The sequence below is a fragment of the Thermococcus profundus genome, from assembly GCF_002214585.1.
Taxonomy (GTDB): Archaea; Methanobacteriota_B; Thermococci; order Thermococcales; family Thermococcaceae; genus Thermococcus; species Thermococcus profundus.
The window spans coordinates 1,183,324-1,207,167 of the sequence record NZ_CP014862.1 but is presented as its reverse complement, the minus strand read 5'-3'; the positions used below and the strand labels follow the sequence as shown (position 1 = coordinate 1,207,167).

Here is a 23,844-nt window from a genome sequence, read left to right as displayed (position 1 = left end):
TATCTACAATACCCAATCATCAAAAGATACAAACTCCCTATCCTCAAGGTCCAAGACGTGGCCTCTGGAATATTCATTTGAATAGCTACATTGGCAAGAATTGTGAATATCATTCCAAAAATTCCAGCCAATAGAGAAATGAGAAGGAATCCGATGGCATCCTCGAAACTGTCCCCAATTCCGGAAAAAGGATCTCCTCCCATTATTTCACCTCACAGCAGCCGACCAACCCCCGTCATTACTGCGTGTTCTCCTCCAACCAGTTGAGCATCTCCGCAGGAGTGCCCTCAAACATTTTCCTGGCATCACCATAAAAGTCAATGTAGTATATTTCAATCTCGTCAAAAGACGAACCAATACGGTCCCTGTACTCATCCCATGCCTCTCTGATAGGCTTTGCCTCGGCGGCATCATTACCAAGGAGGGAGTCTAGGAGCGACTTTCCAGTCCAGTATGGCGATCCTGACGCGTCCAGAATTACAATCTTGCCTCTCTTGACAGGCACCATCACAAAGAGATGGCCGGAACCGTGCCTGCGAGTCCCTACGACGAGATAGACAGCATAATCATGGCCATAGACATCTTTGAAGTACACCTTGACCATGGCTGCAAGGAGTGTGTTAATATCATCACAGTCACCATAACCCTTCTCTATTGTATCCGCTGGCGGCAAGAACACATTTGGAGCCGTCATTGGAGAATAATAACCATACTTAAGTTCCTCTGGAGAAGGGGGGAGTGGAACCGGCTGATCCTGCGCATACTTTACATGATCTGCGACGTACTCAGTAATATCTGCCAGGGAATTGGCAGTGTAATCCGGGTGGGAAACAGCGGCCAGAACGTGCGGCTTCAGCGCAGTTTCCTGGTCAGAGGTCAGCACGCTCTCCAAGAAGTCCTGAAGCATGAAATACTTCCTTGAGAACTCGTAGTATTTCTCATAGTTGGCTTCCATTGTTTGATAGTCCTGGAGCGTTAGCTGAAGAGAGTTGTACTTGTTCTTCAACTCAACAAGCTCATTCTCAAGCTCCTTGTTCACCTTCTCCAGCGTCGCCTCATTCCGCTTGTGCATCTCGACGAGCGCCTGAAGGCTTGAGATGTTGTTCTGCAAGAGCGTTATATTGGTCCTCAAAGCCTTGACCTCAGACTGAAGCTGCTCAGCTTCAAGAGCCTTAGAGGCCAAATCAGCGTGAGACTTAAACATTACAACATTCGCACCTAGAGAAAGAACTAGCAGAATCACCAACGCTACAGTAACACCTTTTCCCATTCCAAGGCCCTCCCCCGCTCCTTTTGATAATGCAATACTCTTATTACGAGCACATATAAGAACATTTCGCTCCTGAATTACGTCAATTTTTGGAATGTTTTACGACTATTGTACATACTTTCTTGCTTTGTTTTATAAATACAAAACAACCACAATTATATTGGGGAAAACGAGTCCTCGCTCTTGCGAGGGCCGAGTTTCCCTAGGAGGTGAGAATATAGAAGTAGTGCTCATGGTGCAAGTCATAATGGGCTTCATTTTCATTGCAGTGTTCACATGGTCAGTACTTACAACAGCAATTGGCTGGAGTGAGAATAAGGTAAGAAGTGCTGCAAACAAAGCCATCATCAAAACCGGAATAGACTTGTTCCCCTTAGTAATACTCAAAAGTCAAAAGAGGGTAAGTACTACAACTCTAATAACTACCCCAATAATAGCATATTCAACAACTTTTTTCAGTGCCTTCTTCGGTGTCCCATATCCAATCACCGAGTTCTTTAGTGCCTTTGCAGAGACCATATTCTAGTTCTAGCCTTTCTTTTTCATATTTTCAACCTTAAAATATTTCATCGTATCGTTGATTCCCTACTTGGGTTTAGCCACAGATTATCGCGAAAATCACCCGGCCACAAGTACCTGGAATACATCATTTACTACTCAACAGATACAGGCAGAGGACGTTCTGAAGAACTGCCGAGGTGATTCTCATGACCACAATGGCTATAAAAATGGGGCGCGGATTTTCGGCGTGTAGCCACATGTGGCCACGTGTGGCCACACAAATAGAGCCGTGGAGAGTGCTTTACATGCCTAAAAGAGGGCTGAGAAGGCGTAGAATTCCCGTTCACATCACTTTAGATCCAGAGGTCCTCAAACTCTTGGATAGTGCGACTTATAACAGGTCTCGTTTCATTGAAGATGCCATTAGAGCGCGGCTCTCACTGGAAGAACAGCCTTTGGATGAGAGAAGCACAATTCTGGTGCCCCGGCCGGGATTTGAACCCGGGGCGCGGGCTCGAAAGGCCCGCATGTTTGACCGGGCTACACCACCGGGGCTCGATATAAGGGAAGGGGGAGCGTTTAAAAATCTTTCGTATGGGAGGCCCCGGCAATCTTTTTAAACCCCGGCCCAACCCTCAACCGATGCCCATGATGACGCTCGCCGACGTCTTCAGAGAGGCCCTCAGGGAAAGGGGCATAGAGAGCATAGGAACCCTATCAAAGCGCTTCAGGAAATCTAAAAACAAGCTCCAGGACATTGCGATAGAGATAGTTCACGGGAAGGGAGCAATCTTCAGGGTTCCGGAGAAGACGGTGGTGGCCTGGGATCTCGACGGAAACCGCGTTGATGGCTCTTATTACGCTTACGCTCCGCTCTGCATGAAGGAGAAGTTCGAACCTGTCCTTACGCCTGAGGAACTTCGCTCGAAGCTTCCAAACTGGCCGTACTTCATAATCGACCTCTACCACTGGGAGAAGCACACACAAAAGGAGAAGGGCAAGATCTGCCTGCAGGTTACGCAGAGCTACGGTCTCTTGAGGGATTACTTCACCGGGAGCGAGCTGGCCGTCACCTGGGCCAACGACGAGTTCAAAAAGATGTTCAACGGCCCTCTCGACAGGATAACCATCTACGAAGGGCCAACCGCGGAATTCCTGAAGGGGAAGGGAATAGACGAGGTCGTCCTCCTCGACCCTTGGGCAGAGGAAGTTCTGAATGAGAAAGATTTTGGAGTTAAGGCTTTCATAATCGGCGGCATTGTCGATACCGGGGGCACCAAGAAGAAGACAACCCCGAAGATCGGTGAAGAGCTTGAGAACGCTGGAATAAAGGTTCGCAGGAGAAAGATCGTTCTGAAGGGGGACATTGTTGGCGTCCCCGACAGGATAAACCGTATCCTCGGCATAATCCTGAAGATGATGGTGGAAGGGAAGGACATGGACAGGGCAGTTTACGAGATGCAGGAACCCCTCCATGCGCGCTGGCGCCTCAGGAAGGAGCTGCCAAAACACGCCATCCGCTATAAAGTGGACGGGAGGATCTACCGCGTCGTGGAGAAGGAGCTCTTCGACGAGTACTCCAGATGGCTGAAAATCCGCTGGGAGGACTTCGTGAAGGTTCTCCGCGAGCTCGGCCTTATTGCCCTGGAGAGGAAGAGGATCCACCACCTCAACAAGATATCCAATCCGCGGATAATCAACGGCAGGCTCTACAGGGTCATACTCCTAAAGAGAGCCGCGATGCTGTGCTACAACTGCTGAGAAAGGCACTGCACTTACTCTGAATGCTTTCCCGGAATATTATCAGACAAAAAGGCAAGAATCGGAAGGAATATGAAAACAGGTCAGAAGAAGAGAACGACGGCGTCTCCAACTACCGCCGTCTCGACCTCTTCTCCCTCGCTGAAGACTGCCTTCCTGAGCACGATGTCGTCCTTTGTCAGCTCGACCTTCTGGCCGTCAACCTCAAACTCGATCTTTCCGCTCTCCTTGAGTGCTTTCGCAACTTCTTCCGCGTTCTCCTTGAGGTAGGCGGTTATCTTCGGCACGAGCTTTCCATAGCGCGGCCCAACCGTCCTGAAGTTCGGCTTTATCTCGGTGATCCTCTCCTCGAGCTCTGGCTCACCCCTGATTATCTCTAGCTTCTCAATGTTCATCGTTCCTGCGATGTCCTTCTCAATAGTCTTGAGCTTCTCGTAGGAGTCGGTCGCGTAAATGGCGACGTGCTTGAGCTTGGCGTTGAGGGCAAGGCCGTGGCCGTTCTTGTAGCGCCTCATAACGCCGACTATCTCGCGGGCGAGCTCTCCGAGCCTCTCGGCCTCCTCGTCAATCCTGGCCTCGTCGTACTTCGGCCACTCAAGGAGGTGGACACTCTTGGCCCCTATCCTATCGCGGAAGAGGTTCTGGTATAGCTCCTCCGTGATGTGTGGAGTGAACGGAGCGAGGAGGAGCATCACGTTGTAGAGCAGCTCGTACAGCGAAGCCTTTGCCTTCAGCTTGCTCTCTTCGTCGTCGCCGTAGAGCCTGTACTTGATCATCTCGATGTAGTCATCCGCAACCTCGTGCCAGACGAAAGTCATGAGCTCCCTTGTGAGCAGGTTGAAGCGGTATTTCTCCATCTCCTCAGTTGCAAACTTGATGAGCCTGTGGAGCCTGCTGAGTATCCAGCGGTCGAGAGGTTCAAGCTCCTTCGGAGCATTTGCAGGATCGAAGTCTTCCAGATGCCTCTCCGCGAAGCGGTAGATGTTCCAGACTTTCTGGAGGAAGCGGTAGTTGTAGTCGACTGTCTCCCACTTGAACGGGTGGTCCTCTCCGGGTGGAGCGAGGGCGGTCCAGAGTCTAAGAGCGTCTGCACCGTACTTCGGAATGACCTCGTCTGGAGCAACGACGTTTCCATAGCTCTTGCTCATCTTCCTGCCGTCCGGGCCGGCGACCATACCGTTGATTAGGATGTCGTTCCAGGGCTTCTCTCCCGTGAGAACCCAGGTTCTGAATATCGTGTAGAACGCCCACGTCCTTATGATGTCGGTTCCCTGTGGCCTCAGGGCCGTCGGGAAGTTGTGCTCGAACCAGCGCTTTCCTTCAGCATCTCCCTTGATGGCATCGTGCCACCTGCTTATGATCAGTGCTGTGAGGCTCGAGTCGACCCAGCAGTCGAGGACGTCGGTTACGGGCTTGGGCTCGCTGCCGTCAGAGCACTTCCTCGGAGGCTTGTCGAAGCGCGGGTCAACCGGCAGGTCTTCCTCGTTCGGGAGGATTACCTCACCGTTATCGCAGACCCAGAACGGTATCGGTGTTCCAAAGACCCTCTGCCTGCTGATGACCCAGTCCCAGTCCATTGACTCGGCCCAGTCCTTGAGGCGGAGGAACATGTCGGGTGGGTACCAGTTGATCTGCTCGGCGACTTTGACTATCTCATCCGTGAAGTCCTTCACCTTGATGAACCACTGCTTCTTGGGCAGGAGCTCAATCGGGGCCATACAGGAGCTCCTTTCGGTGTGCCTCAGAACGCGGTGGTGTATCTTCTTCCTGTCGTAGAGAAGACCCATCTTCTCGAGGTCTTCGGCTATCTTCTTCCTTGCTTCCTCCGTCTTAAGTCCCTTGTAAGGCCCGGCCCTCTCGTTCATCGTTCCGTCCTCGTTGATGGCTATGATAACCGGCAGGTTGTAGCGCTTCTGCCATACCACGTCTTGCTCGTCACCGTAGGTACAGTTGTAGACCGCCCCGGTTCCGAACTCGGGGTCAACGTCTGCATCGGCTATAACCGGGACTTCCCTCTCGAATATCGGGAGCTTCACCTTCTTGCCAACCACGTCCTTGTAGCGCTCGTCATCGGGGTGCACAAACACGGCAACACAGGCAGGCATGAGTTCGGGCCTGGTGGTGGCTATCGGAACGTGACCGGAACCGTCTGCCAGCGGGAGCTTGATGTAGTAGAGGAAGCCCTCCTCCTCAACGTAGCCGACCTCGGCTTTGGCGAGACTCGTCCTGCAGCGCGGGCACCAGTAAACCGGGTGCTCATCGCGGTAGAGCATCCCCTTCTTGTAGAACTCGATGAGCGACTTCTGCACAGCTGCTTTATACCAGTCGTCCATAGTGTGATATTCCAGCTCCCAGTCGGCAGAATATCCTATGCGGATGAACTGGTTTCTCATCGCTTCGATGGCCTGCCACGTCCACTCGATACACTTCTGGAGGAACTTCTCCGGCTGGTCCTTGCTTATACCGAACTCCTTCTCGACCTTCAGCTCCGTTGGAAGCCCGTGGTTGTCGAAGCCCTGCGGGAAGAGCACGTTGTAGCCGGTCATTCTCTTATACCTGGCTATGATGTCGATCCAGGTGTGGCTGAGCACGTGGCCGAGGTGGAGCGTTCCGCTCGTGAACGGGGGCGGGGTGTCTATCGCGTAGCTCGGCCTCTTTTCATCGAGCTCGTATTTATACACCTTCTCGTCGAGCCAGAACTTCTGCCACTTGGGCTCAATCTCGTTGGGGTCGTAGGTTTTAGGCAACATTATATCATCCTCCGTTGTTTTTCATGGATGTTCTCCCCTTCGTCAGGGGCTTTTAAAAAGGTTAATCCCAAGATGGGGAAGGCAGAAAGTAGGCCGAGGAGGCCGGCCAAAACGTATGCCCATCCAAGAGTGAAACTTTCGGCGAGACTCCCAACCACAAAGTTCGCAATTGCCATGAAAGCGCTTGCTGTGGTACTCAGTGTTGAGTTCACTGTAGAGCGAGTCCCACTTGGGATAAAGTCGTTTCTGAGCACTGACATTAATGGCCCTCTGGCTCCCAGCGTAACTTCCACCGCGAAGAGCAGTGCGATACCGGCCCACAGATTGGAAGAGATGCCTAAGAGCAGGATCTCTGCGCCGAGAAGGGCCGTCAGTGCCCCCAGAACACTGGGCGTTGCTTCAAGCCTTCTTGAGGCAACCGCACCGACCGAGGTCGAGAGGAGCATTAAGGCGAACAGGGGCCCGATGTACTTGGTTGGGAGCCCCCTCTTTTCGAGAAGGATCATCCAGAAAGTAAAGAACGCTCTGGCCGTGAAGCTGAGGAGGAATGATGACGCCAGGAGAAGGTGAAGGGCCCGGTTTCGAAGTACCTCGCTGAGTCCGTTTCTCAGGATCCCTAAGTAGCCAAGCTCAACTTTGCCCCTGTTATCTGGAAGCAGGAGGACAGCTAGAACCGCCGACGTAATTGAAAGCAGTCCCGCTGTCAGCACTGGAACGTTGGGAGCAAATGACGCAAGGTAACCACTGAGGAAGCCACCGATGAACCTCACCGGGCCGGATAGCTCCTTTATCCTCCCTAGAACTTCCTTGACAGCCTTTCTGTCGCCGAGGGCGTCGTAGAGCCAGGGTACCATCGTTCCGCTGATGAGTGCACTCCCGAGGCCAGAGAGACCAGCCCCAAGAAGCGCGGGCTTTAGGCCGTCGGATAGGGCTATGGTGGTCAATCCCAGCCCAAAGAGAATGCTCCCAGCGGAGTACGTCTTTACTCTGCCGTATCTGTCGGCAAAGCCTCCCGTCGGGAAGTCCGTGAGGAGCTGCGTGAGTTCAGAAACGCTTTGGACTAAACCTATCTCAGAAAAGCTCAAGCCGATTGCTTTAAGCCAGAGGCTCAAGTACGGCCCGAGGGTCGCCGAGCTTAGAGAACTCACCAGCGCCGTTGCTGTGTAGCCCCATTTCAGACCACGCTCCCCTCTTTCGATGGACGATAGGCATCACCCACGTACAGGAATGGGCAGGGGTTTAAAAATTTTAGGGTCGCTTGATGGCGACGAGCCAGTACCTCCCCTCTTTCGGCTTCAGCCCGCGATGCATGTTCCCGTAAATTCTGACCTCACTGAAGTACTTCTCTGCCAAAAGCCTCATCTCCCTCGGCGTATAGATGTTGAGCTCATCGTCCACAAAGACTGCCCTGATGCTTCTGTCCGGTTTGATGATCTGAACAAGCCTCTTGAAGTGTAGCTTTTGGAACGCTGGCTCTACCTCCCGCCAGTCCGTAATTATCAGCCTCTCATCCCCCTTCTTTTCGTCCCATACTGTTGGCCCGTTGCTTCCCCCGTAGAACCCGCATGGAAAATCAGCTACGAAGACTCCTCCCGGCCTGAGCGCACTCTTCACAGAATTAAATAACTGTTGAATTACGGAATCATTGAAATAGGTAATTGATGAGAAGAACATCGTGACGGCGTCGAACTCGTTCTCGAAGTTGATATCGAGGGCATCGCCCTGAATGAACCTGACGTTCAGCCCTCGAACCTTCGCCTTCTCCTTCGCTACCGTCAGCATCTCCTCGTGGAGGTCCAAACCCACAACCTCGTAGCCCCTCATGGCAAGTTCAAGGGTCGGGACGCCCGTGCCGCAGGCGAGGTCGAGAACCCGTTTGATTTCCCTCTCCGCGTCCTCTCTAAAGATCTCCTCCACGAAGTCTATCTCGCCCTTAACCCTCTCGACCCTCTCCCCGTAGATCGTGTCGTAGTACTCGGCGAGAACTGTGTAGAGCTCGTGTATACAGACCACCAAATTGTGAGAAAAACATCATAATTGAATTTGTTTTGGCACGAAGCCGGTCGCGGTCTAAAAAGAGCAGGGGAAAACAGGAGAAGTCACTTCCTCTCGTACAGCCCCACGACTTCCCCCCACGCTAGCACGTGCCCTTCCATCGCCTTTTCCAGTTCGCTCCTGCTGGAACCGCCCTTCAGGTGCAGTTCGGTGTCTAATGCGTAGACCTTGAAGTGGTAGTGGTGAACTCCGTGTCCCCTCGGCGGGCAGGGGCCGTTGTAGCCGATCTTCCCGAAGTCGTTCTTTCCCTGGGTAGCACGGATCGGCTCGTTAATCGCTTTCTCTTTGGGCACTCCCATGGGAATCTCACCGGTTGGGGGTATGTTCCAGGCTATCCAGTGGGTAAACGTTCCTCCCGGGGCGTCGGGGTCGTCCACGATGAGGACGAGTGATTTAGTCTCCGGGGGAAGCTTTCCGATGTAGATGGGCGGGTTAATGTCATCCCCCTCACAGGTGTACTCCTTCGGTATGAACTCCCCGTCGTGGAAGACGGAGCCTACCTCGAGGGTCTTTTCCATCTTCTCACCTCCTCCTGAGAGGCATCCGGAAGCGACAACCAGTAGAGCAAGCAGCAGCGGAAGCACGCCCCTCATGATTTTGGTTACGCTGTTGGGAGTAAAAAGGTTTTTGGGAGAAAGCACCGAAATTTCTGCGGTGATGGTATGGAGCTGGCCGGAAAAGTTGCCCTAGTTACTGGGGCCTCTAGGGGGATTGGGAGGGCAATAGCGGTGGCACTTGCGAAGAAGGGGGTGAAGGTGGCCATAAACTACGCTCGCGACGAGGGTGGGGCAAGGGAGACCGAGAGGCTCTGCAGGGAGGCTGGGGCAGAGGCAATGGTTGTGAAGGCCGACGTCAGGAGCCGGGAGGAAGTAAAGGCCATGGTGGAGAAAGTCGTTGACCGCTTCGGGGGAATAGACATCCTCGTCAACAACGCTGGAATCCTCGGAAGGGCGCTAACGCCGATGGAGGTTACCGATGAAGACTGGGATGCAGTCCTTGGGGTCAACCTTAAGGGGGCCTTCATAGTTACCCAGGAAGTCCTCAGGTACATGAAGAAGGGCAAGATTGTGAACATAGCCTCTATAGCAGGCAAGGACGGCGGAACCGTCGGGCCGCACTACGCGGCCTCGAAGGGCGGGCTGATAGCTCTCACCTTCAACCTCGCGAGGCACCTCGCCCCGAACATACTCGTCAACGCTGTTGCACCCGGCCCGGTCGATACTGGGCTGATAAGCCCGGAGATAAAGGAGAAGCTCAGGAAGCTTTCTCTGACCGGTGAGATAGCGAAGCCAGAGGACATAGCCCACGCTGTTATCTTCCTCCTCGAAAACGACCACGTTACCGGAGAGGTGGTAGACGTCAACGGCGGCAGGCTGATGGATTGAGGAAACGTTTTAACCTTTCCCTCCCTACTCTTTTCTGTGGCAAAAATGCGGGTGGTATGGGAGAGGGAAATCCCAGCGGAGAGGATAAGGGTCTCACCAAGGCCGGTGTGGAAGTGCCGGGCATGCCCGATGTACGGGAAGAGACCGAGCTGTCCGCCGTATGCTCCTGACTGGAAAGAAGCTAAAGAGTGGGTGCAGTCTTTCAGGAAAGCCCTCCTCGTGAAGTTTGAGATTGATATGAAGGACTTCGAAAACGAGAAGAGAAAGGTCCTTCTGTGGCTTCTGAAGAGGGAGGCCGAGCTATTCAGGGACGGGAAGCTCTATGCGATGGCACTCTTTCCCGGCAACTGCAACCTCTGCGACGACTGCCCATTCGAAAGGGGTGAGCCCTGCAGGATGCCGGAGAAGGTGAGGCCGAGCATAGACGCCATCGGGATTGAGGTAAGCTCGCTGGTTGAGATCGACTTCTCCGAAAGCGTCCTCTACGGGATGGTGATGGTGGAATGAGCGTCCACATAGCCCTTCTCGGAAGAACGCCCTGGGCGCTGGTGAACACCTACTACGCCTCCGTCATGGGGGGCGAGAGGCCGAGGGAGGTCTACATTGTGACCGAGAGGAGGTATTCGCACAACCTCCCCAAGATAACCGAGGCGGTAAAGGAAATCTCGAATGCCTACGGATTCTCCCCCGAGGTGGGAACCCTCGTCATACCTGACGACGATTTCAGAGAGGCCGACCGGGTTCTCAAGAACCTGTTCTCGGAGCTGAAGGAGGAAGATGGCGACATAGTCCTGAACATGACCTCCGGAAGGAAGGCTTTGGTGGCCGCCGCGATAATTCACAGCAGGGAGTCAAAAGTCAAGGAAATACTCTACATGGCCCTCCTCGACGTCCAGTTCCCGAATAGACCATATATGATGCTTCCCAAGCACATGCAGGTGCTCAAGAACTTCCTGGGTGAGGAGAATGACCGATGATGTCGTCATCGAGAAGCCCGAGCTTCAGATACTAGTCAACCTCCTCCAAGAGATGGGCGAAGTCCGCGTTTCCTTTCCCATTTATGATGCTCTCCTCTTCACGGCTAAGCCCTCCGAGAGGGGCTACACCGTCCAGGTGAAGGCCGAGAAGAGGGACTTCCGCGTGAGGCATCCCGAACTGCCCACATACTCGGACTTCTATGAGGCTTTCATCTCCTCAGGCGTAATAACCTACGACAACATAGAGAGCTTTGAGAGGATGCTTGAACTATACCGGGTTCTCAAAAAGGGCGTCGTCTTTGCCCCCGATACTAACGTCTTCTACCACCGCTTTATATCGAACTACCATCCCCTTGACGGCTATCAGATTGCCATCGCCGAGGACGTGAAGAACGAGATAGAGGGGGCCATGAACTACAAGTACCGCTCAAACTACCTCCACGAAATTATGGAGACCGTCAGGAACGGGCACCTCCTTAGGGAGCTGAGCAACAGGAGGACGAAGAAATCGAGGAAGGCGGCGTACATAGCCCTTAAGGAGTTCGAAGCGCTGAGGGACAGGCTGATAATCGTTGAGCGCTATGGGGAAGGCCACAACAACGATGAGCTGATAGTTAAGACCCTCAAGCACTACGACGAGATGAGCCCGTCCTTGGTTGTTTTCCTGACAGCAGATCTAGCGATAACGGACGTCGCCAGAATGGAGGGACTGGAGTACTTCTATTTCGAGTATCCAACGGCAAAGCTCGGAACCCACGAAGTTTCGGCCTACCAGCTCAGGACGCTCATCTTCAACCTAGCCGCAGTCTTTGGCCTTATCGAGGTAAACGGGACGCTGGTCTACGGGGAGTTCGGGGGAAAGAGGAGGCTGAACGAGCTTAAACTGATATTCCGGGACAGTGACATCCGGAGAGAGTTCCTCTTCCACCTTGACCTCTGCAGGAGGCTGGAAAAGATAATGGGAGATTGAGTGGCCTTCAGGCTTCAATGAGCCTGTGCACCCTCTCGACGACTTCCTCCGCGTTCCCCCCAAAGACCAGCACCATCGGCTCCTTCCCCCAGTCGCCGAGGTGGTAAACCACGTCGGGCTTCTCCCCGAGCCTCCTCACGGCGCTCTCGATGCCCCACTCCATTGTACCTCTCTCAGCCCTCTTTACTTCCTCCGGCTCCTCCCTCCGGTCATAGAAGGAAACTTTGAGCCCGAGCTTCTCTGCCCTCTCAACTAGCTCCTCTGAATAACGGAGGTTTATTACGGCCCTAACTTCGGGATAGAACTCCCTCATCTTTAGGAGGGCCCTCCTCAGGTGGTCGCTGGCGTTAAGCTCAACCAGCCCCACTGGCCTTATCGTTTTGCCGTAGCGGACGATTCTTCCCTTAACCGCGAAGACTTCGTTGAAGTCCGTTGCCAGGGCGAAGTTCGTGCCGACTTCAGCGATGTATCTGTTTAAAAGCTCGCCGGTTTTCACAAGCTTATCTACGGCAGTTTCAAGCTCTCTCATTGCTTTCCATCTCTGGGCGTCTCTCTGGAGCTCCCAGAGCGGGTTGACGGCCTTTCCCTCCCTATTTGAAAACATTATCGCCCCCTCGACGAAGCGCTTGGCCATCTCGACTGCCCTTGGAAGCTCTAAGCCTTTGGCTATGAAAGTTGCTAATGCTGAGGAGAAGGCACAGCCGGTTCCATGCGTAAAGCCTTTAACACTCTCCCCAGGGAACTCAAAATCTCGCCCATCCCAGTAGAGGACGTCGGTGAAGTTCAGGTGTCCGCCTTTGATAACTGCCGCCTCGGCATCCAGCTCTTCCACGAGAACCCTCACGGCTTTTTTCATATCCCCTACCGAGCTTATTTTAACTCCCGTCAGAGCCTCCGCCTCGGGGACGTTCGGCGTGACTATGGAGCCCGGAACGAGCTTTTTCTTCAACACATCCACATCTTCGGGACTCAAAAACTGGAAGCCCGATGAGGAGGCTATAACCGGATCGAGAACCCTCGTCAGTCCCTTCGTCTCCTCTGCCACAACGTCTATCGCACCGCCGTGGAGGAGGCCAATTTTAACGGCCGTGACATCAAAGACCTCCCTGACAGCCCTTACCTGCTCCCCGATGACTTCTGGCGGAACTGGAAATATGCCCCTGACTTCCTTGGGGTTCTGATATGTTATGGCGGAAATCACTGGAAGCGGGTGCTCGTTCAAAGCTGAAACAGTTTCGATGTCCGCCTTAAGCCCAGCCCCTCCACCAGTATCAAGGCCAGCTATGATAAGCACGGCCATTTCCATCACTTTCCAAGCTTCTGGAGGATTTCAAGGGCCGCCTTCCTTCCGCTCAGGAGCATTCCGCCAAATATCGGGCCCATCCTCGGTGCACCAGCCAGAGCGTTCGCTGCCATTCCCGTTGCATATAACCCTGGGAAGACTTCCCTCGTGTGCTCTACGGTGAGCTCCTCGCCCTTCTCCGCCCACATCGGTCCCTCCCCGGGTATGGCCTTTATCAGCCCGCGCTTGAGGAGGTGCTGACTTATTTGCGCTCCATGACCCGTTGAATCAACCACAAAGCGAGCCTCAACAGTCAGAGGATCAACATGAAGGCCCGTCATCATAACTGGAGTCCAGTTTATAACCAGTCCAGAGACCCTGCCGTCCTTAACGAGGAGGTCTTCCACCTCAATCATGTTGAATACCTTAACACCAGCCTTCACCGTCCTGCTCGCTAGTGTCGAGGCGAGCTCTATCGCATCGAGAACGTAGAGTCCGTTTCCAGCCGGCCTGTAGTCAACTCCAAACTCGTCGAGTATTTCCCTCGCGCTCTCCTGGACGACGACGCGATTGAAGCCCATAGCTCCTCCCCAGATTCCACCTCCTATGGAGAGCTTCTTCTCGAAGATGGCCACCTTCGCGCCGCCCTTGGCGAGGTAATAACCCGCGACCACCCCAGATGGGCCGGCTCCGACTACGGCAACGTCGAGCTGGAGGTTCCCGAGAAGGTCGTTGAAATACGCTTCAACTATCGCCCTGCTTATCTCTACCTCCCTCATGACCACCACCTAAAACCTTTTAAACCGCACTCAAAACTAAGTTTTGAAATTTAAAAACTTTGTTATAAACTGGTTTTAAAACCGGGTGATGGACATGACCCAGCTTGAGGAAGCCAGAAAGGGAATCATAACGGAGGAAATGGAGTTCATATCTGAGAGGGAGGGAATCGACGCTGAGAAGCTGAGGAGGAACGTCGCTAAAGGCCACACCGTCATCTTCCGCAACGTCCGCCACGACTGGGTTAAGCCCGTGGCAGTGGGTAAAGGAGTTAGGGTTAAGGTGAACGCGAACATAGGCACCTCGAGGGACATCGTTGACGTTAAGGCCGAGATAGAGAAGGCAAAGGTAGCTGTGAAATACGGCGCCGACACGATAATGGACCTCTCCACAGGAGGCGACCTCGACGAGATAAGGAGGACCATAATGCACGCCGTTGATGTTCCCATTGGTACCGTCCCCATCTACCAGGCCGCGGAGGAGATGCTCGCTAAAGGCAAGGCCATCATAGAGATGACCGAGGAGGACATGTGGAAGGCCGTTGAGAAGCACTTCAGGGACGGAGTGGACTACACGACCATCCACGTCGGCGTTACAAAAGAGGTCGTCGAGAAGATGAAGAGAACTAAGAGAACCGTCGGTATGGTCTCGCGCGGTGGGACTTTTTTGGCCGCTTGGATACTCCACTGGGGCGAGGAAAACCCGTTTTACAAGGACTACGACTACCTTCTTGAGCTGGCCAAGGAGTACGATGTTGTTCTGAGCCTTGGCGACGGACTTAGGCCCGGTGGCCTTCCTGACGCTGGAGACGAGCTCCAGATGGCCGAACTTTACACCCTCGGAAGGCTCGTGAGGAGAGCTAGAGAGGCTGGAGTCCAGACGATGGTCGAAGGGCCGGGCCACGTCCCCATAGATCAGATAGCGGCCCAGGTAAAGCTGGCTAAAGTTGCAACGGACAACGCGCCCTTCTACGTGCTCGGGCCGATAGTTACTGACATCTTCCCTGGCTACGATCACATAACGGCCGCGATAGGTGGGGCAATAGCGGCCCTCAACGGAGCTGACTTCCTCTGCTACGTGACTCCTGCTGAACACCTCGGCCTTCCAGATGTGGAGCACGTTAGGCAGGGCGTAATAGCGGCGAAGATAGCGGCCCACGCGGTCAATCTAACCCGCTTCGAGGCCGACTTCAGGAAGGACTACCTTATGGCGCTGGCGAGGGGGAAGCTCAACTGGGCCAGGCAGTACGAGCTCTCAATGGACAAGGAGCGGTTCATCGAGATAAGGAAGGAGAGGCCGACTAAGACCGAGGCCTGCTCGATGTGCGGCGACCTCTGCGCGATAAAGCTCATCAACGACATGCTCGCGGGTGAGCGGGAGTGAGGCCCATCTACCGCGGAAAGACTAAGGATGTGTACGAGGACGGCCCTTACCTCGTCTTCTACTTCAAGGACTCGATACTCGGTGAGGGAGGAAGGGAGGACACCGGCGGCAACGAGGTTGTGGGCGAGAGAAAGGGCAAGGGAAGTGCAGTCCTCGATGAAACCGAGTTCTTCTTCGGCTTGCTTGAGAAGAAGGGGATAAAGACGCACTTCGTTGAGCGGATTGGCGGGAGGAGGGCGCGCTTCCTGAGAGCGGAGAGGATACCGCTCGAGGTCATCTACCGCGAATTAGCCTACGGGAGCTTCCTGAGGAGATACAGGGGCTGGGTGGAGGAGCTGAAGCCGCTCGGGATAGTGGAGTTCACCCTGAAGGACGACTCCCTCAAGGACCCGCTGATAACAGAGGAAGCCACAGTAAAGCTGGGGATAGCAGGGAAAGAGGAAGTCAAGGAGATGAAGGAGACAACGCTTAAGGTCGCCGAGATCCTGAGGAGCTTTTTCTCTTCTAAAGGCCTCCAGCTCGTTGATTTCAAGCTGGAGTTCGGCCGGAGAAACGGTGAGCTTATCCTAATAGACGAACTGAGCGGCGACACGATGCGTGTTATGAAAGATGGAAAGCTCCTGAGCCAAGAGGAGCTTAGGGAGGTGATAGCGTGATAGTCTCGACCATAGCTTCCCACTCCTCGCTTCAGATACTCCTGGGGGCGAAGAAAGAAGGATTTAAGACGAGGCTCTACGTTTCTCCCAAGAGAAGGGCTTTCTACTCTTCACTTCCGATTGTTGATGATCTCGTAGTTACAGAGGACATGAGCGCCATCCTGAACGACGATGGCATCGTTGTTCCTCACGGCTCCTTCGTTGCTTACCTCGGCCTGGAGGCGATAGAAAAGGCCAAAGCGAAGTTCTTTGGCAACAGGCACTTCCTCAAGTGGGAGACGACCTTTGAGCTTCAGGATAGGGCCCTTGACAGAGCTGGTATTCCAAGGGTAGAGGTTGTTGAGCTGGAGGAGGTTAAGTCGGACGAACTTTACTTCGTCAGAATCGAGGGACCTAGGGGAGGGAGCGGCCACTTTATAGCTAGGGGAAGCGAGCTTGAGGAGAGAATTTCAACGCTTGAAGAACCCTACAGAATCGAGCGCTTCATTCCGGGCGTTTATCTCTACGTCCACTTCTTCTACTCGCCCATCCTGGAGAGGCTTGAGCTCCTCGGCGTTGACGAGAGAGTTTTAATAGCGGACGGAAACGCCCGCTGGCCGGTGAAGCCTCTTCCCTACACGATATCCGGCAACAGGGCGGTAGCCCTTAGAGAGTCGCTACTTCCGAAGCTCTACGACTACGGAACGGCCTTCGTCGAGGCCATGAGGGAGCTTGAACCGTCGGGAGTTATCGGTCCGTTCGCCCTCCATTTCGCCTACGACGGCTCTTTCAGGGCGATAGGTATAGCCTCCCGCATAGACGGTGGAAGCAACGCCGACCACTGGTACTCGGAGCTTTACTGGGGCGAGAGGCTCAGCATGGGGCGAAGGATTGCGAGGGAGCTCAGGCTTGCCGAAGAGGAGGACAGGCTTGGGGAGGTGGTAACTTGAGGTACGTGGGGAGAACGCTCGGAATAGGGCTGAACATGGGGAAACCCTTCGCCTTCTACCTCCTCTGCTCCCGCTCCTTCCCGAACAGAAAAGCCGCGAGGAAGGGGAATGCCGCCTACATAATCAACCAGACCGAGACTGATAACCCCTACGTAAGCTACCCCGTTGTAAGGCTGACGAGAGAGTACGCGGTCGTCACCAACGGCCTCCACACGGACTTTATCGCTCAGGCCCTCGAGTGGGAGAGGCCGAGGAAGGCCCTCGTTCACGTCCTGGATGCGCTTGACTACGAGAGAGATAGCTACAACACTCCGAGGATAGCTGGGATAATCCAGCGCGGGGAAAGAAGGGGATGGCTGGGCTTTGCCGGCAGGGAAGAGTTCTGGGTGAGGGAGATTGAGCTCGAAGAAGGAAAAGCTTTCCTGACGGCGACCTACAACGTTGACGGCTTTCAGGAGGTAGAGATGAGCTTCTCAACGGCCAGGGAGCTGGCGGAGAGGGCTATGAGACTTCCCTTTGAGAACAGGGTGCTGGCGATTGGTGTGGTGGAAAGGAAAGAGGAATGGGAGCTTGGAACGGCTGAGTAGCTAACCAAATGCCGCTTCAAGCTCCTCGTCGATTTCTTCGACCTCAGTCATGACGCTGACGGCCACCATAACGAGGGCAGAAACAACCGCCCCGCTCACGTAGATGTACTCCCAGTACGGGAAGTTCAGGACTCCCGCCGCTCCGAGCACCGCCACCAGAGACCCGGCGACCATTCCTGCCAAAGCCCCTTCCTTGGTTACCCTCTTCCAGTAGAGGCCGAGCACCAGCGGGACGAAGACGCCGGAGGTGTAGACGTCGTAGGAGTATATGAGGAGCTCCACAATCCCCTGGATCGCCAGTGCCGCCCCCAGCGACAGCAGCCCGACCACTATCGTGGTGAGCATCGAGAGCCTCAGGAGCTTCTTCTCGTCGCCGGCTTTTCCTACCAGCCCCTCGTAGAAGTCCTTGACTATGTGCGAGGTCGCCGCTGAGAGCAGCGAGTCCGCGGTGCTCATAATGGCCGCAAGTACCGCCGCCACGAATATCGCTCCCACGGTGCCGCCGAAGACCGAAATGACCAGCATCGGGACTGCCGTCTTCGGCGAGTCTATCACCGTCCCGGGGTTGCCGGAAAGGGCTATGGCCAGCATCCCCGCGAGGGCAGGGAGCACTGAGAGTGCCATGAGCAGGATTCCCGCGTACACCGCGCCTTTCCTGGCCGTCCTCTCGTCTTTCGCCGCGAAGAGCCTCTGGTAAAAGTCCTGGCCGATGAGGGTGTACATGACCGTCGCTATCAGCGTCAGTGCCAGCAGTGACGGGCCGAGCGAGGTGAAGCTGAAGTACTGTCCCGCCGGCTGCGGGAGTCCGCTTATCCCGTCCAGTGCCCTCTTCAGTCCCGAGACGCCCCCGACCTTAATCAGGCCCAGGATTACCGCCACGAGTATTCCTATGCTCCCGATTATGATCTGGATGAAGTCCGTTAAGGCCACCGCCCACAGTCCCGAGAGTGCGGTGTAGGCTATGAACACGAGCGTCGCGAACACCGCCCCCGCAGTTCCAGGAAGGCCTATCGCCTCGAAGACCGCCGAAGCTGCCCATACCTGCGCCCCTAGAATGCCAACGAGCGCCAGCAGAGACAGCGTCGCCGCGAGCAGGCGGATCGCTTTGCTCTTGTAGCGCATCTCAAGGACTTCGGGGACAGTGTAGCGGGCGAGAAGGCGCATTGGCCGCGCAAGGGTCAGTCCGAGAATCAGAAGCCCGAGACCGCAGGCGAAGCCGTACCAGATGCCGCCTAACCCGTAGGTCGCTCCCCAGCTAGCTCCGCCCAGGATGAAAGCCACCACCATAGTGGGTGGCTGCGAGGGTACCCACCGTAAGTCCCAGTCCCAGCCTCCTTCCAGCAAGGAGGAAGTCGGCCGAGGTCTTGACGTACTTCCGCGCGTACGCTGAAACCCCTAGCATCGCTACCATGTAAATCCCTATTGTCGTCCATATCACGTCCATGGTCGACACCCCAAGTGTGTCGGCGGAAGAACTCGAGGGGGCTTATATCTTTTTCCGAAGAGATTTCAGAAAAGCGATGAAAAATGGAAACTTTGGAGAGGCATTTCCGTCATTCTGCCGAAAAGGGGGCTTATCCTTTCAATTTCCTCATCAGGTTTGCCATCTCCAAAGCGGCCATCGCGTACTCGAAGCCCTTGTTGCTCTTAACTCCAGCCCTGTTGAAGCCCTGAAGCTCGTCCTCGACTGTTATTACGCCGAAGATAACAGGAACTCCGCTCTGGAGGGAGACACTGGCGACTCCCTTGGCGACCTCGTTGGCAACCAGATCGAAGTGCTTCGTTTCTCCCCTGACGACTGCTCCCAGCGTGAGAACCGCGTCGTACTTTCCGCTCTCGGCGAGCTTTTTGGCAACAAGCGGTATCTCGAAACTTCCGGGCACCTTTACGACATCAACCTCCTCAACTCCGTGCCTCTCGAAACAGTCGAGTGCGCCGCTGAGGAGCTCGTCAGTCAGGAGATCGTTAAACCTGGCGACGACAATGCCGATCTTTACCCCTTCACCCTTAAATTCTCCTTCAACGATCCGAACGTCCATACCGTTCACCCCTCTCCAAATCTCCGTTGTGCATTTATGCCGTCAAATAATTGAACGGGGTATCAGACCTCGAAGGGAAGCTTGTGGCCGAGCTTCTCGGCCTTGACTTTAAGATACATCCTGTTGTACTCCGTGACCTCACCAGGGGCCGGAACAGTCTCCACAACCTCTATCCCAAACTCCTCAAGGGCCTGTGCCTTCCGGGGATTGTTGGTTATCAGCCTAACCTTCGAGACTCCCAGCGCGCGGAGCATCTGGAATGCCGCCTCGTAGGTTCTCTCGTCCTCTGCATGTCCTAGGGCTTTATTGGCTTCGACTGTGTCTAGACCTCTGTCCTGAAGCTCGTAGGCCTTTATCTTCTCCTTCAGGCCGATCCCCCTGCCTTCCTGATCCATGTAGAGGAGTATTCCCCCCTCTTGCGATATCATTCTGAGGGCGTTGGCGAGCTGGCTGCCGCAGTCGCACTTGAGTGACGTCAGGGTGTCCCCGGTCAGGCACTTGGAGTGAACCCTGACGAGCGGAACTTCCCCGTAGGGCTCCTTGACGATGGCGACATGTTCTTTAAAGTCGAGCTCGTTGTCGAATGCTATTATCCTGAATTCTCCATAGTGAGTTGGTAGCCTCGCGTTGGCGTAAATCCTCATCAGCTGCTTCCTCTTGACGAACTCCTTCCAGACGTCGTCTGTGGTGAGGACGGGAAGACCGTGCTCCTCTGCTAGTTTTAGGGCGTACTCCCTGTTGTGAGAGTCCCCCTCCTCGTCGAGAATTTCAACGATAAGGGCGTACCTCTTGAAGCCGAGTATCTCCATAAGCTCGAGGGAGCTCTCGGTGTGCCCCCTCCTCCTGTTGAGGCCTATCCCGCCGAGGAGGTGGAGGTGGCCAGGATAGCGGAAGGCCTCAACACCAAGCCCTTCTGCAACCTTTCTAGCTGTTAAAGCCCTTTCCTCCGCAGTTATGCCCGTGAAGGTTTCCTTATAGTCAACTGGAACCAGAAAGTTCGTCTCTCCCTCCTTGCTCGGAAGCGGGAAGAAGCCCTTCTTTAAGGCTTCGTCCATGTCCATCGTAAGGCAGAGGAGGCCTTTCATGGAGAGCATAAAGTTGACGACCTCCGGAGAGGCTATCTCGGCCGGATAAATCAAATCTGCCTCAAACTCCCTTCTGTCGTCGATGAGAACAACGGGCTTTCCCTCAAGAACTGCGTTTTTGATTGAGTCCCAGTTCATTTCTCATTCCCCTGTCACAAATTTGTTCCACATCTTTTAAAAATTTGTTCTAAAAATGGAACTAAAAACGGGCTAGCGCTCAAGTATCCTCTTCACATATCTCGCTAGAACATCTATCTCGTAGTTGACCTTTTCGCCCGGCTTCAGGAGGTCGAGGTTCGTCTTTTCAAGGGTGTAGGGGATGACCTGGATCCAAAAGCGGCTTACCTCAACCCTCGCAACGGTTAAGGAAACACCGTTTAGGGCTATGGAACCCTTTTCCGCAACCCCCCACTTCTCCTTCGGCATCTCAAAGGCCATCCAGGTCGTGTTTCCGCTCCTCCTCTTTGTCACGAACCTTATCGTCCCGTCAACGTGGCCAGTAACTATGTGTCCATCGAAGCGGCCGCTGGCTGGCATGGCCCTTTCAAGGTTGACAACCCTGGCCTCCCTCAGGTTCGTCCTCGCGAGGGTTTCCTCACCAACGTCGAAGACTGCAGTTTTTCCGTCAAAGGAAACAACAGTCAAGCAAGCCCCGTTTACAGCCACGCTGTCCCCTTCCTTCACATCGAAGGGGAGCTCAACGTAGAGTTTCCCAGCGGAGTAGCGGGCCCTTCCGGTTCCCTCAACTATCCCCGTGAACATTCCTATCACCCGGATAAGCGGTGACGAGGAAGCTCTCACCCAGCCTCTCGATTGACTCGATTCTCAGCAGGGGGGCCTCGTTGGCGTCGCTGACTTTTAGGCACTCGAAGGGCTTTATCCCGTTGCCAAAGAGCTTAGGCCCGTAGAAAAGGTAGAACTTATCAGCTAAAGGCAGGAACCCGCAGGCTATCCTGCCGCCCTCTATCAGGACGCTGTCTATCCCGAGCTCGCCGAGCTTCTTCAGAATCTCCGCTGGTTCAGTTATCGAGTAGGCCTCGGCTATCCCCTCGAACTTCTCTGGCATCTCTGTGAAGAAAATAACCCTCCCGTCCTCGAAGAGACGGAACTTTCTTCCATTGCTTACTTCGTCCGCTATCCTGCCCGACCGGTCAAGGATCACTTTAACCTTCTCAGGGCAGTTCTCAAGCCGGCAGTTGAGCCTTGGGTTGTCGGCTAGGACCGTTCCCGAACCTACCATTATTGCCATGTGCTTCCTCCTGAGCTTCTGTACCCTATGGCGGGCTTTTTCTCCTGTTATCCACTGGGAGGAACCTGTTTGAGTGGCTATGAATCCATCGAGCGTGAGGGCAAGCTTTATCGAGACGAAGGGCAGTTTGGTGGTTATGTACTTGAGAAAAATCTCGTTGAGCTTTCTGGCTTCCTCCTCTAAAAGCCCCACCTCGACCTCTATACCTGCCTTTCTCATCTTCTCTATTCCCTGGCCAGCGACGAGCGGGTTCGGGTCCTCCATTGCTACAACAACTCTCTCAAAGCCCTCTCTGATTATCCTGTCGGCGCAGGGCGGCTGCTTCCCCCAGTGGGAGCAGGGTTCTAGGGTTACGTACATCGTCGCCCCTCTGACATCGTGGCCTTTGGCCTTTGCGTCCTCTATGGCGTTTACCTCGGCGTGCTTCTCACCGAACTTCCTGTGCCAGCCGACGCCTATTATCTCTCCGTTCTTGACTATAACGGCTCCAACCATTGGATTCGGGTTCACCCAGCCCTCTCCTCGCTTCGCCAGCTCAAGGGCGAGCCTCATGAACTTCTCGTCTTCGCTTCTCATGCTCAAAAATTTGTTCCTTTTCTTATAAGATTTTGTTCTAAAACTGGAACCTAAATCCCCGAAAAATGGTACTTCCGGATCCCATAATGATGCCGTTAGACAAACCGAAAGCTTTATATATTCGAACCACATTGGTTTATAGTGAAGACGACACAGGAAAAAGGAAGAGGTGATGTAAGATGGTCGTCATAGGAGAAAAGTTCCCAGAGGTTGAGGTCAAGACCACCCACGGAGTGATAAAGCTCCCGGACTACTTCGCCGAGCAGGGCAAGTGGTTCGTTCTCTTCAGCCACCCGGCTGACTTCACCCCGGTCTGTACGACCGAGTTCTACGGCATGCAGAAGAGGGTTGACCAGTTCAGGGAGCTCGGCGTTGAGCCCATCGGACTCAGCGTTGACCAGGTCTTCAGCCACATCAAGTGGATGGAGTGGATCAAGGAGAACCTCGGCGAGGAGATAACCTTCCCGATCATCGCCGACGACAGGGGCGACCTTGCAGAGAAGCTCGGGATGATACCCAGCGGTGCCACCATAACCGCCAGGGCAGTCTTCGTCGTCGACGACAAGGGCGTCATAAGGGCCATCGTCTACTACCCGGCCGAGGTCGGCAGGGACTGGGACGAGATACTCCGCCTTGTCAAGGCCCTCAAGATCAGCGACGAGAAGGGCGTCGCCCTTCCGCACAAGTGGCCCAACAACGAGCTTATCGGCGACAAGGTTATCGTTCCACCTGCCAGCAACCTCGAGGAGAAGAAGGCCAGGGAAGAGGCCAAGGCCAAGGGCGAGATCGAGTGCTACGACTGGTGGTTCTGCTACAAGAAGCTCGAGTGATCCCATCCTTTCTTTTTGGACGTTTCTGTTTTTGAAGTGCTCAATTCTGTCCCCGACCTTTTGTTTAGGAAACGATCTTGGGAGGAGGTTTTATAGCACTTGAGCTCGCGGGGAACATAGCTAAAGCAGGTTACAGAGTCAGGCTCGTTCACAGAGGGGGAAGCCTTCTCAGACTGGACGACAAACTCACGGGGATCCTTCGGGAGAAACTTGAGGAATCCGGCGTCGAGTTTTATCTCAACACAAACGTTCTGAGTGCAGATGAAAAGGGCCTGGACACCGATAAAGGGCATATCGCAGACGCACTCAAGGTATGTACCTTTAGGATAGTCCCCAACAAGGAGCTCGCAGTTAGAAGCGGAATACACGCAGGACGGGGAATCCTCATAGATGAGCGTTTCAGGACGTCTGCGAAGGACGTCTATGCGATAGGGGACTGTGCGGAGTACGGTGGAACAATCTGCGGCACCGCAAAATGTGCAACCGGCCATGCTGGCGTTCTGGCCAACCTTCTGGTTGGAAAGGAGGACAGTTATGACTTCACCTTCCGCTCGGCCCTCTTTAAGTTCGGTGATCTCCCCCTGGCAATCATTGGAAAAACCCGTGGGGAGGGCCGCTGGTTAGATGAGGGAGTCAAAGTTTTCACGGACGAGGAAAGGGTCGTTGGCGCCGTCGTTATCGGCAACCCGAGGCGGGCGTTCGAGATCGAGAAGAGAATACGGGAGGGCGTTGAGCCTACTGATCTCTAGCCTTCCCAGACCTTATAATGTTGAAAGTCAAAG

Annotated in this window: 25 protein-coding genes and 1 tRNA gene; 12 read left to right on the top strand and 14 right to left on the bottom strand. The window is 54.4% G+C overall.

Translation table 11 applies throughout. From position 1 onward, the window contains the following. Positions 1 to 238: 238 nt before the first annotated feature. Positions 239 to 1,270 carry a coiled-coil domain-containing protein gene (locus tag A3L09_RS06485; protein WP_088858178.1) on the bottom strand — a complete coding sequence of 344 codons (1,032 nt, stop codon included), beginning with the start codon at positions 1,268 to 1,270 and terminating at the stop codon, positions 239 to 241. Between the two features lie 226 nt (positions 1,271 to 1,496). Here A3L09_RS06485 and A3L09_RS06480 point away from each other — a divergent pair, with 226 nt between their 5' ends. Next, complete coding sequence (locus A3L09_RS06480; RefSeq protein WP_157727210.1) at positions 1,497 to 1,796, top strand: hypothetical protein; 300 nt, start codon at positions 1,497 to 1,499, stop codon at positions 1,794 to 1,796. A gap of 452 nt (positions 1,797 to 2,248) precedes the next feature. On the opposite strand, the gene A3L09_RS06475 is transcribed toward A3L09_RS06480, so the two are convergent. Continuing rightward, positions 2,249 to 2,326 (bottom strand) — tRNA-Glu (locus A3L09_RS06475). Positions 2,327 to 2,419: 93 nt separating this feature from the next. On the opposite strand from A3L09_RS06475, the gene trm10 reads away from it, so the two are divergent. After that, positions 2,420 to 3,532 carry a tRNA (guanine(9)-/adenine(9)-N1)-methyltransferase gene (gene trm10, locus A3L09_RS06470; protein WP_088859010.1) on the top strand — a complete coding sequence of 371 codons (1,113 nt, stop codon included), beginning with the start codon at positions 2,420 to 2,422 and terminating at the stop codon, positions 3,530 to 3,532. Between the two features lie 83 nt (positions 3,533 to 3,615). On the opposite strand, the gene A3L09_RS06465 is transcribed toward trm10, so the two are convergent. From A3L09_RS06465 to A3L09_RS06450, 4 genes are all read right to left on the bottom strand, one after another. Further along, positions 3,616 to 6,282 (bottom strand): valine--tRNA ligase, encoded by a 2,667-nt coding sequence (locus A3L09_RS06465; RefSeq protein WP_088858176.1) that lies wholly within the window; start codon positions 6,280 to 6,282, stop codon positions 3,616 to 3,618. Beyond that, positions 6,282 to 7,430: an MFS transporter gene (locus A3L09_RS06460; RefSeq protein ID WP_232473489.1), complete on the bottom strand. Its 1,149-nt coding sequence runs from the start codon at positions 7,428 to 7,430 to the stop codon at positions 6,282 to 6,284. Before A3L09_RS06460 ends, A3L09_RS06465 begins: the two co-directional genes overlap by 1 nt. Positions 7,431 to 7,530: 100 nt before the next feature. Next, positions 7,531 to 8,286 (bottom strand): class I SAM-dependent methyltransferase, encoded by a 756-nt coding sequence (locus tag A3L09_RS06455; RefSeq protein WP_088859009.1) that lies wholly within the window; start codon positions 8,284 to 8,286, stop codon positions 7,531 to 7,533. Positions 8,287 to 8,381: 95 nt separating this feature from the next. Beyond that, positions 8,382 to 8,930: a YbhB/YbcL family Raf kinase inhibitor-like protein gene (locus tag A3L09_RS06450; protein ID WP_088859008.1), complete on the bottom strand. Its 549-nt coding sequence runs from the start codon at positions 8,928 to 8,930 to the stop codon at positions 8,382 to 8,384. A gap of 69 nt (positions 8,931 to 8,999) precedes the next feature. Between A3L09_RS06450 and A3L09_RS06445 the strand changes: the two genes are divergently transcribed. From A3L09_RS06445 to A3L09_RS06430, 4 genes are read left to right on the top strand one after another with little or no spacing between them, the layout of a single operon-like run. After that, the gene (locus tag A3L09_RS06445; protein WP_088858174.1) at positions 9,000 to 9,722 is read left to right on the top strand and encodes an SDR family NAD(P)-dependent oxidoreductase; all 723 of its coding nucleotides are present in this window, start codon (positions 9,000 to 9,002) and stop codon (positions 9,720 to 9,722) included. A 45-nt stretch (positions 9,723 to 9,767) separates the two neighbouring features. Further along, complete coding sequence (locus A3L09_RS06440; RefSeq protein ID WP_088858173.1) at positions 9,768 to 10,229, top strand: DUF2284 domain-containing protein; 462 nt, start codon at positions 9,768 to 9,770, stop codon at positions 10,227 to 10,229. Next, on the top strand, positions 10,226 to 10,699 hold the full coding sequence (locus A3L09_RS06435; protein WP_088858172.1) for a hypothetical protein: 474 nt from the start codon (positions 10,226 to 10,228) through the stop codon (positions 10,697 to 10,699). The genes A3L09_RS06440 and A3L09_RS06435 overlap by 4 nt, the downstream gene beginning before the upstream one ends. After that, the gene (locus A3L09_RS06430) at positions 10,689 to 11,669 is read left to right on the top strand and encodes a PIN domain-containing protein (RefSeq protein WP_088858171.1); all 981 of its coding nucleotides are present in this window, start codon (positions 10,689 to 10,691) and stop codon (positions 11,667 to 11,669) included. The genes A3L09_RS06435 and A3L09_RS06430 overlap by 11 nt, the downstream gene beginning before the upstream one ends. Positions 11,670 to 11,676: 7 nt before the next feature. On the opposite strand, the gene thiD is transcribed toward A3L09_RS06430, so the two are convergent. After that, entirely contained in the window at positions 11,677 to 12,975 is a 1,299-nt protein-coding gene (thiD, locus tag A3L09_RS06425) for a bifunctional hydroxymethylpyrimidine kinase/phosphomethylpyrimidine kinase (RefSeq protein ID WP_232473488.1), read from the bottom strand. After that, positions 12,975 to 13,730, bottom strand: a complete 756-nt coding sequence (locus tag A3L09_RS06420; RefSeq protein WP_088858169.1) for a sulfide-dependent adenosine diphosphate thiazole synthase — start codon at positions 13,728 to 13,730, stop codon at positions 12,975 to 12,977. Before A3L09_RS06420 ends, thiD begins: the two co-directional genes overlap by 1 nt. 94 nt (positions 13,731 to 13,824) lie before the next feature. Between A3L09_RS06420 and thiC the strand changes: the two genes are divergently transcribed. From thiC to A3L09_RS06400, 4 genes are read left to right on the top strand one after another with little or no spacing between them, the layout of a single operon-like run. Next, complete coding sequence (gene thiC / locus A3L09_RS06415; protein ID WP_088858168.1) at positions 13,825 to 15,111, top strand: phosphomethylpyrimidine synthase ThiC; 1,287 nt, start codon at positions 13,825 to 13,827, stop codon at positions 15,109 to 15,111. After that, the gene (locus A3L09_RS06410) at positions 15,108 to 15,767 is read left to right on the top strand and encodes a phosphoribosylaminoimidazolesuccinocarboxamide synthase (protein ID WP_088858167.1); all 660 of its coding nucleotides are present in this window, start codon (positions 15,108 to 15,110) and stop codon (positions 15,765 to 15,767) included. The genes thiC and A3L09_RS06410 overlap by 4 nt, the downstream gene beginning before the upstream one ends. Next, the gene (locus A3L09_RS06405) at positions 15,764 to 16,696 is read left to right on the top strand and encodes a formate--phosphoribosylaminoimidazolecarboxamide ligase (protein WP_088858166.1); all 933 of its coding nucleotides are present in this window, start codon (positions 15,764 to 15,766) and stop codon (positions 16,694 to 16,696) included. The genes A3L09_RS06410 and A3L09_RS06405 overlap by 4 nt, the downstream gene beginning before the upstream one ends. Beyond that, positions 16,693 to 17,283 (top strand): IMP cyclohydrolase, encoded by a 591-nt coding sequence (locus A3L09_RS06400; RefSeq protein ID WP_088858165.1) that lies wholly within the window; start codon positions 16,693 to 16,695, stop codon positions 17,281 to 17,283. Before A3L09_RS06405 ends, A3L09_RS06400 begins: the two co-directional genes overlap by 4 nt. Here the strand turns inward: A3L09_RS06400 and A3L09_RS06395 are convergent, their stop codons facing one another. From A3L09_RS06395 to ribD, 6 genes are all read right to left on the bottom strand, one after another. Further along, the gene (locus tag A3L09_RS06395) at positions 17,284 to 18,570 is read right to left on the bottom strand and encodes a sodium:solute symporter family protein (RefSeq protein WP_088858164.1); all 1,287 of its coding nucleotides are present in this window, start codon (positions 18,568 to 18,570) and stop codon (positions 17,284 to 17,286) included. It abuts the gene before it with no gap. Beyond that, positions 18,539 to 18,727 (bottom strand): hypothetical protein, encoded by a 189-nt coding sequence (locus tag A3L09_RS06390; RefSeq protein WP_088858163.1) that lies wholly within the window; start codon positions 18,725 to 18,727, stop codon positions 18,539 to 18,541. The genes A3L09_RS06395 and A3L09_RS06390 overlap by 32 nt, the downstream gene beginning before the upstream one ends. A gap of 130 nt (positions 18,728 to 18,857) precedes the next feature. Beyond that, positions 18,858 to 19,322 carry a 6,7-dimethyl-8-ribityllumazine synthase gene (gene ribH, locus A3L09_RS06385; protein WP_088858162.1) on the bottom strand — a complete coding sequence of 155 codons (465 nt, stop codon included), beginning with the start codon at positions 19,320 to 19,322 and terminating at the stop codon, positions 18,858 to 18,860. A 62-nt stretch (positions 19,323 to 19,384) separates the two neighbouring features. After that, positions 19,385 to 20,545 (bottom strand): bifunctional 3,4-dihydroxy-2-butanone-4-phosphate synthase/GTP cyclohydrolase II, encoded by a 1,161-nt coding sequence (locus A3L09_RS06380; protein ID WP_088858161.1) that lies wholly within the window; start codon positions 20,543 to 20,545, stop codon positions 19,385 to 19,387. 72 nt (positions 20,546 to 20,617) lie between these two features. Further along, positions 20,618 to 21,169 (bottom strand): riboflavin synthase, encoded by a 552-nt coding sequence (locus A3L09_RS06375; protein ID WP_088858160.1) that lies wholly within the window; start codon positions 21,167 to 21,169, stop codon positions 20,618 to 20,620. After that, positions 21,150 to 22,232 carry a bifunctional diaminohydroxyphosphoribosylaminopyrimidine deaminase/5-amino-6-(5-phosphoribosylamino)uracil reductase RibD gene (gene ribD, locus A3L09_RS06370; RefSeq protein WP_088859007.1) on the bottom strand — a complete coding sequence of 361 codons (1,083 nt, stop codon included), beginning with the start codon at positions 22,230 to 22,232 and terminating at the stop codon, positions 21,150 to 21,152. Before ribD ends, A3L09_RS06375 begins: the two co-directional genes overlap by 20 nt. A 179-nt stretch (positions 22,233 to 22,411) precedes the next feature. Here ribD and A3L09_RS06365 point away from each other — a divergent pair, with 179 nt between their 5' ends. Together A3L09_RS06365 and A3L09_RS06360 are read left to right on the top strand one after the other, a co-directional pair. Continuing rightward, positions 22,412 to 23,062 carry a peroxiredoxin gene (locus A3L09_RS06365; protein WP_088858159.1) on the top strand — a complete coding sequence of 217 codons (651 nt, stop codon included), beginning with the start codon at positions 22,412 to 22,414 and terminating at the stop codon, positions 23,060 to 23,062. 77 nt (positions 23,063 to 23,139) lie between these two features. After that, positions 23,140 to 23,811, top strand: coding sequence for an FAD-dependent oxidoreductase (locus A3L09_RS06360; RefSeq protein WP_232473487.1), 672 nt, complete (start codon positions 23,140 to 23,142; stop codon positions 23,809 to 23,811). Positions 23,812 to 23,844 lie beyond the last annotated feature (33 nt).

Coding starts and splice junctions, on each gene's coding strand:
- A3L09_RS06375 (WP_088858160.1), bottom strand. CDS start 21,169: ATGTTCACGGGGATAGTTGAGGGAACCGGAAGGGCCCGCTACTCCGCT.
- A3L09_RS06420 (WP_088858169.1), bottom strand. CDS start 13,730: ATGAGGGAGGTAGAGATAAGCAGGGCGATAGTTGAAGCGTATTTCAAC.
- A3L09_RS06485 (WP_088858178.1), bottom strand. CDS start 1,270: ATGGGAAAAGGTGTTACTGTAGCGTTGGTGATTCTGCTAGTTCTTTCT.
- A3L09_RS06445 (WP_088858174.1), top strand. CDS start 9,000: ATGGAGCTGGCCGGAAAAGTTGCCCTAGTTACTGGGGCCTCTAGGGGG.
- A3L09_RS06380 (WP_088858161.1), bottom strand. CDS start 20,545: ATGAACTGGGACTCAATCAAAAACGCAGTTCTTGAGGGAAAGCCCGTT.
- thiC (WP_088858168.1), top strand. CDS start 13,825: ATGACCCAGCTTGAGGAAGCCAGAAAGGGAATCATAACGGAGGAAATG.
- A3L09_RS06450 (WP_088859008.1), bottom strand. CDS start 8,930: ATGAGGGGCGTGCTTCCGCTGCTGCTTGCTCTACTGGTTGTCGCTTCC.
- A3L09_RS06435 (WP_088858172.1), top strand. CDS start 10,226: ATGAGCGTCCACATAGCCCTTCTCGGAAGAACGCCCTGGGCGCTGGTG.
- A3L09_RS06440 (WP_088858173.1), top strand. CDS start 9,768: ATGCGGGTGGTATGGGAGAGGGAAATCCCAGCGGAGAGGATAAGGGTC.
- A3L09_RS06465 (WP_088858176.1), bottom strand. CDS start 6,282: ATGTTGCCTAAAACCTACGACCCCAACGAGATTGAGCCCAAGTGGCAG.
- ribD (WP_088859007.1), bottom strand. CDS start 22,232: ATGAGAAGCGAAGACGAGAAGTTCATGAGGCTCGCCCTTGAGCTGGCG.
- thiD (WP_232473488.1), bottom strand. CDS start 12,975: ATGGAAATGGCCGTGCTTATCATAGCTGGCCTTGATACTGGTGGAGGG.
- A3L09_RS06395 (WP_088858164.1), bottom strand. CDS start 18,570: ATGGTGGTGGCTTTCATCCTGGGCGGAGCTAGCTGGGGAGCGACCTAC.
- ribH (WP_088858162.1), bottom strand. CDS start 19,322: ATGGACGTTCGGATCGTTGAAGGAGAATTTAAGGGTGAAGGGGTAAAG.
- A3L09_RS06390 (WP_088858163.1), bottom strand. CDS start 18,727: ATGGACGTGATATGGACGACAATAGGGATTTACATGGTAGCGATGCTA.
- A3L09_RS06430 (WP_088858171.1), top strand. CDS start 10,689: ATGACCGATGATGTCGTCATCGAGAAGCCCGAGCTTCAGATACTAGTC.
- A3L09_RS06365 (WP_088858159.1), top strand. CDS start 22,412: ATGGTCGTCATAGGAGAAAAGTTCCCAGAGGTTGAGGTCAAGACCACC.
- trm10 (WP_088859010.1), top strand. CDS start 2,420: ATGATGACGCTCGCCGACGTCTTCAGAGAGGCCCTCAGGGAAAGGGGC.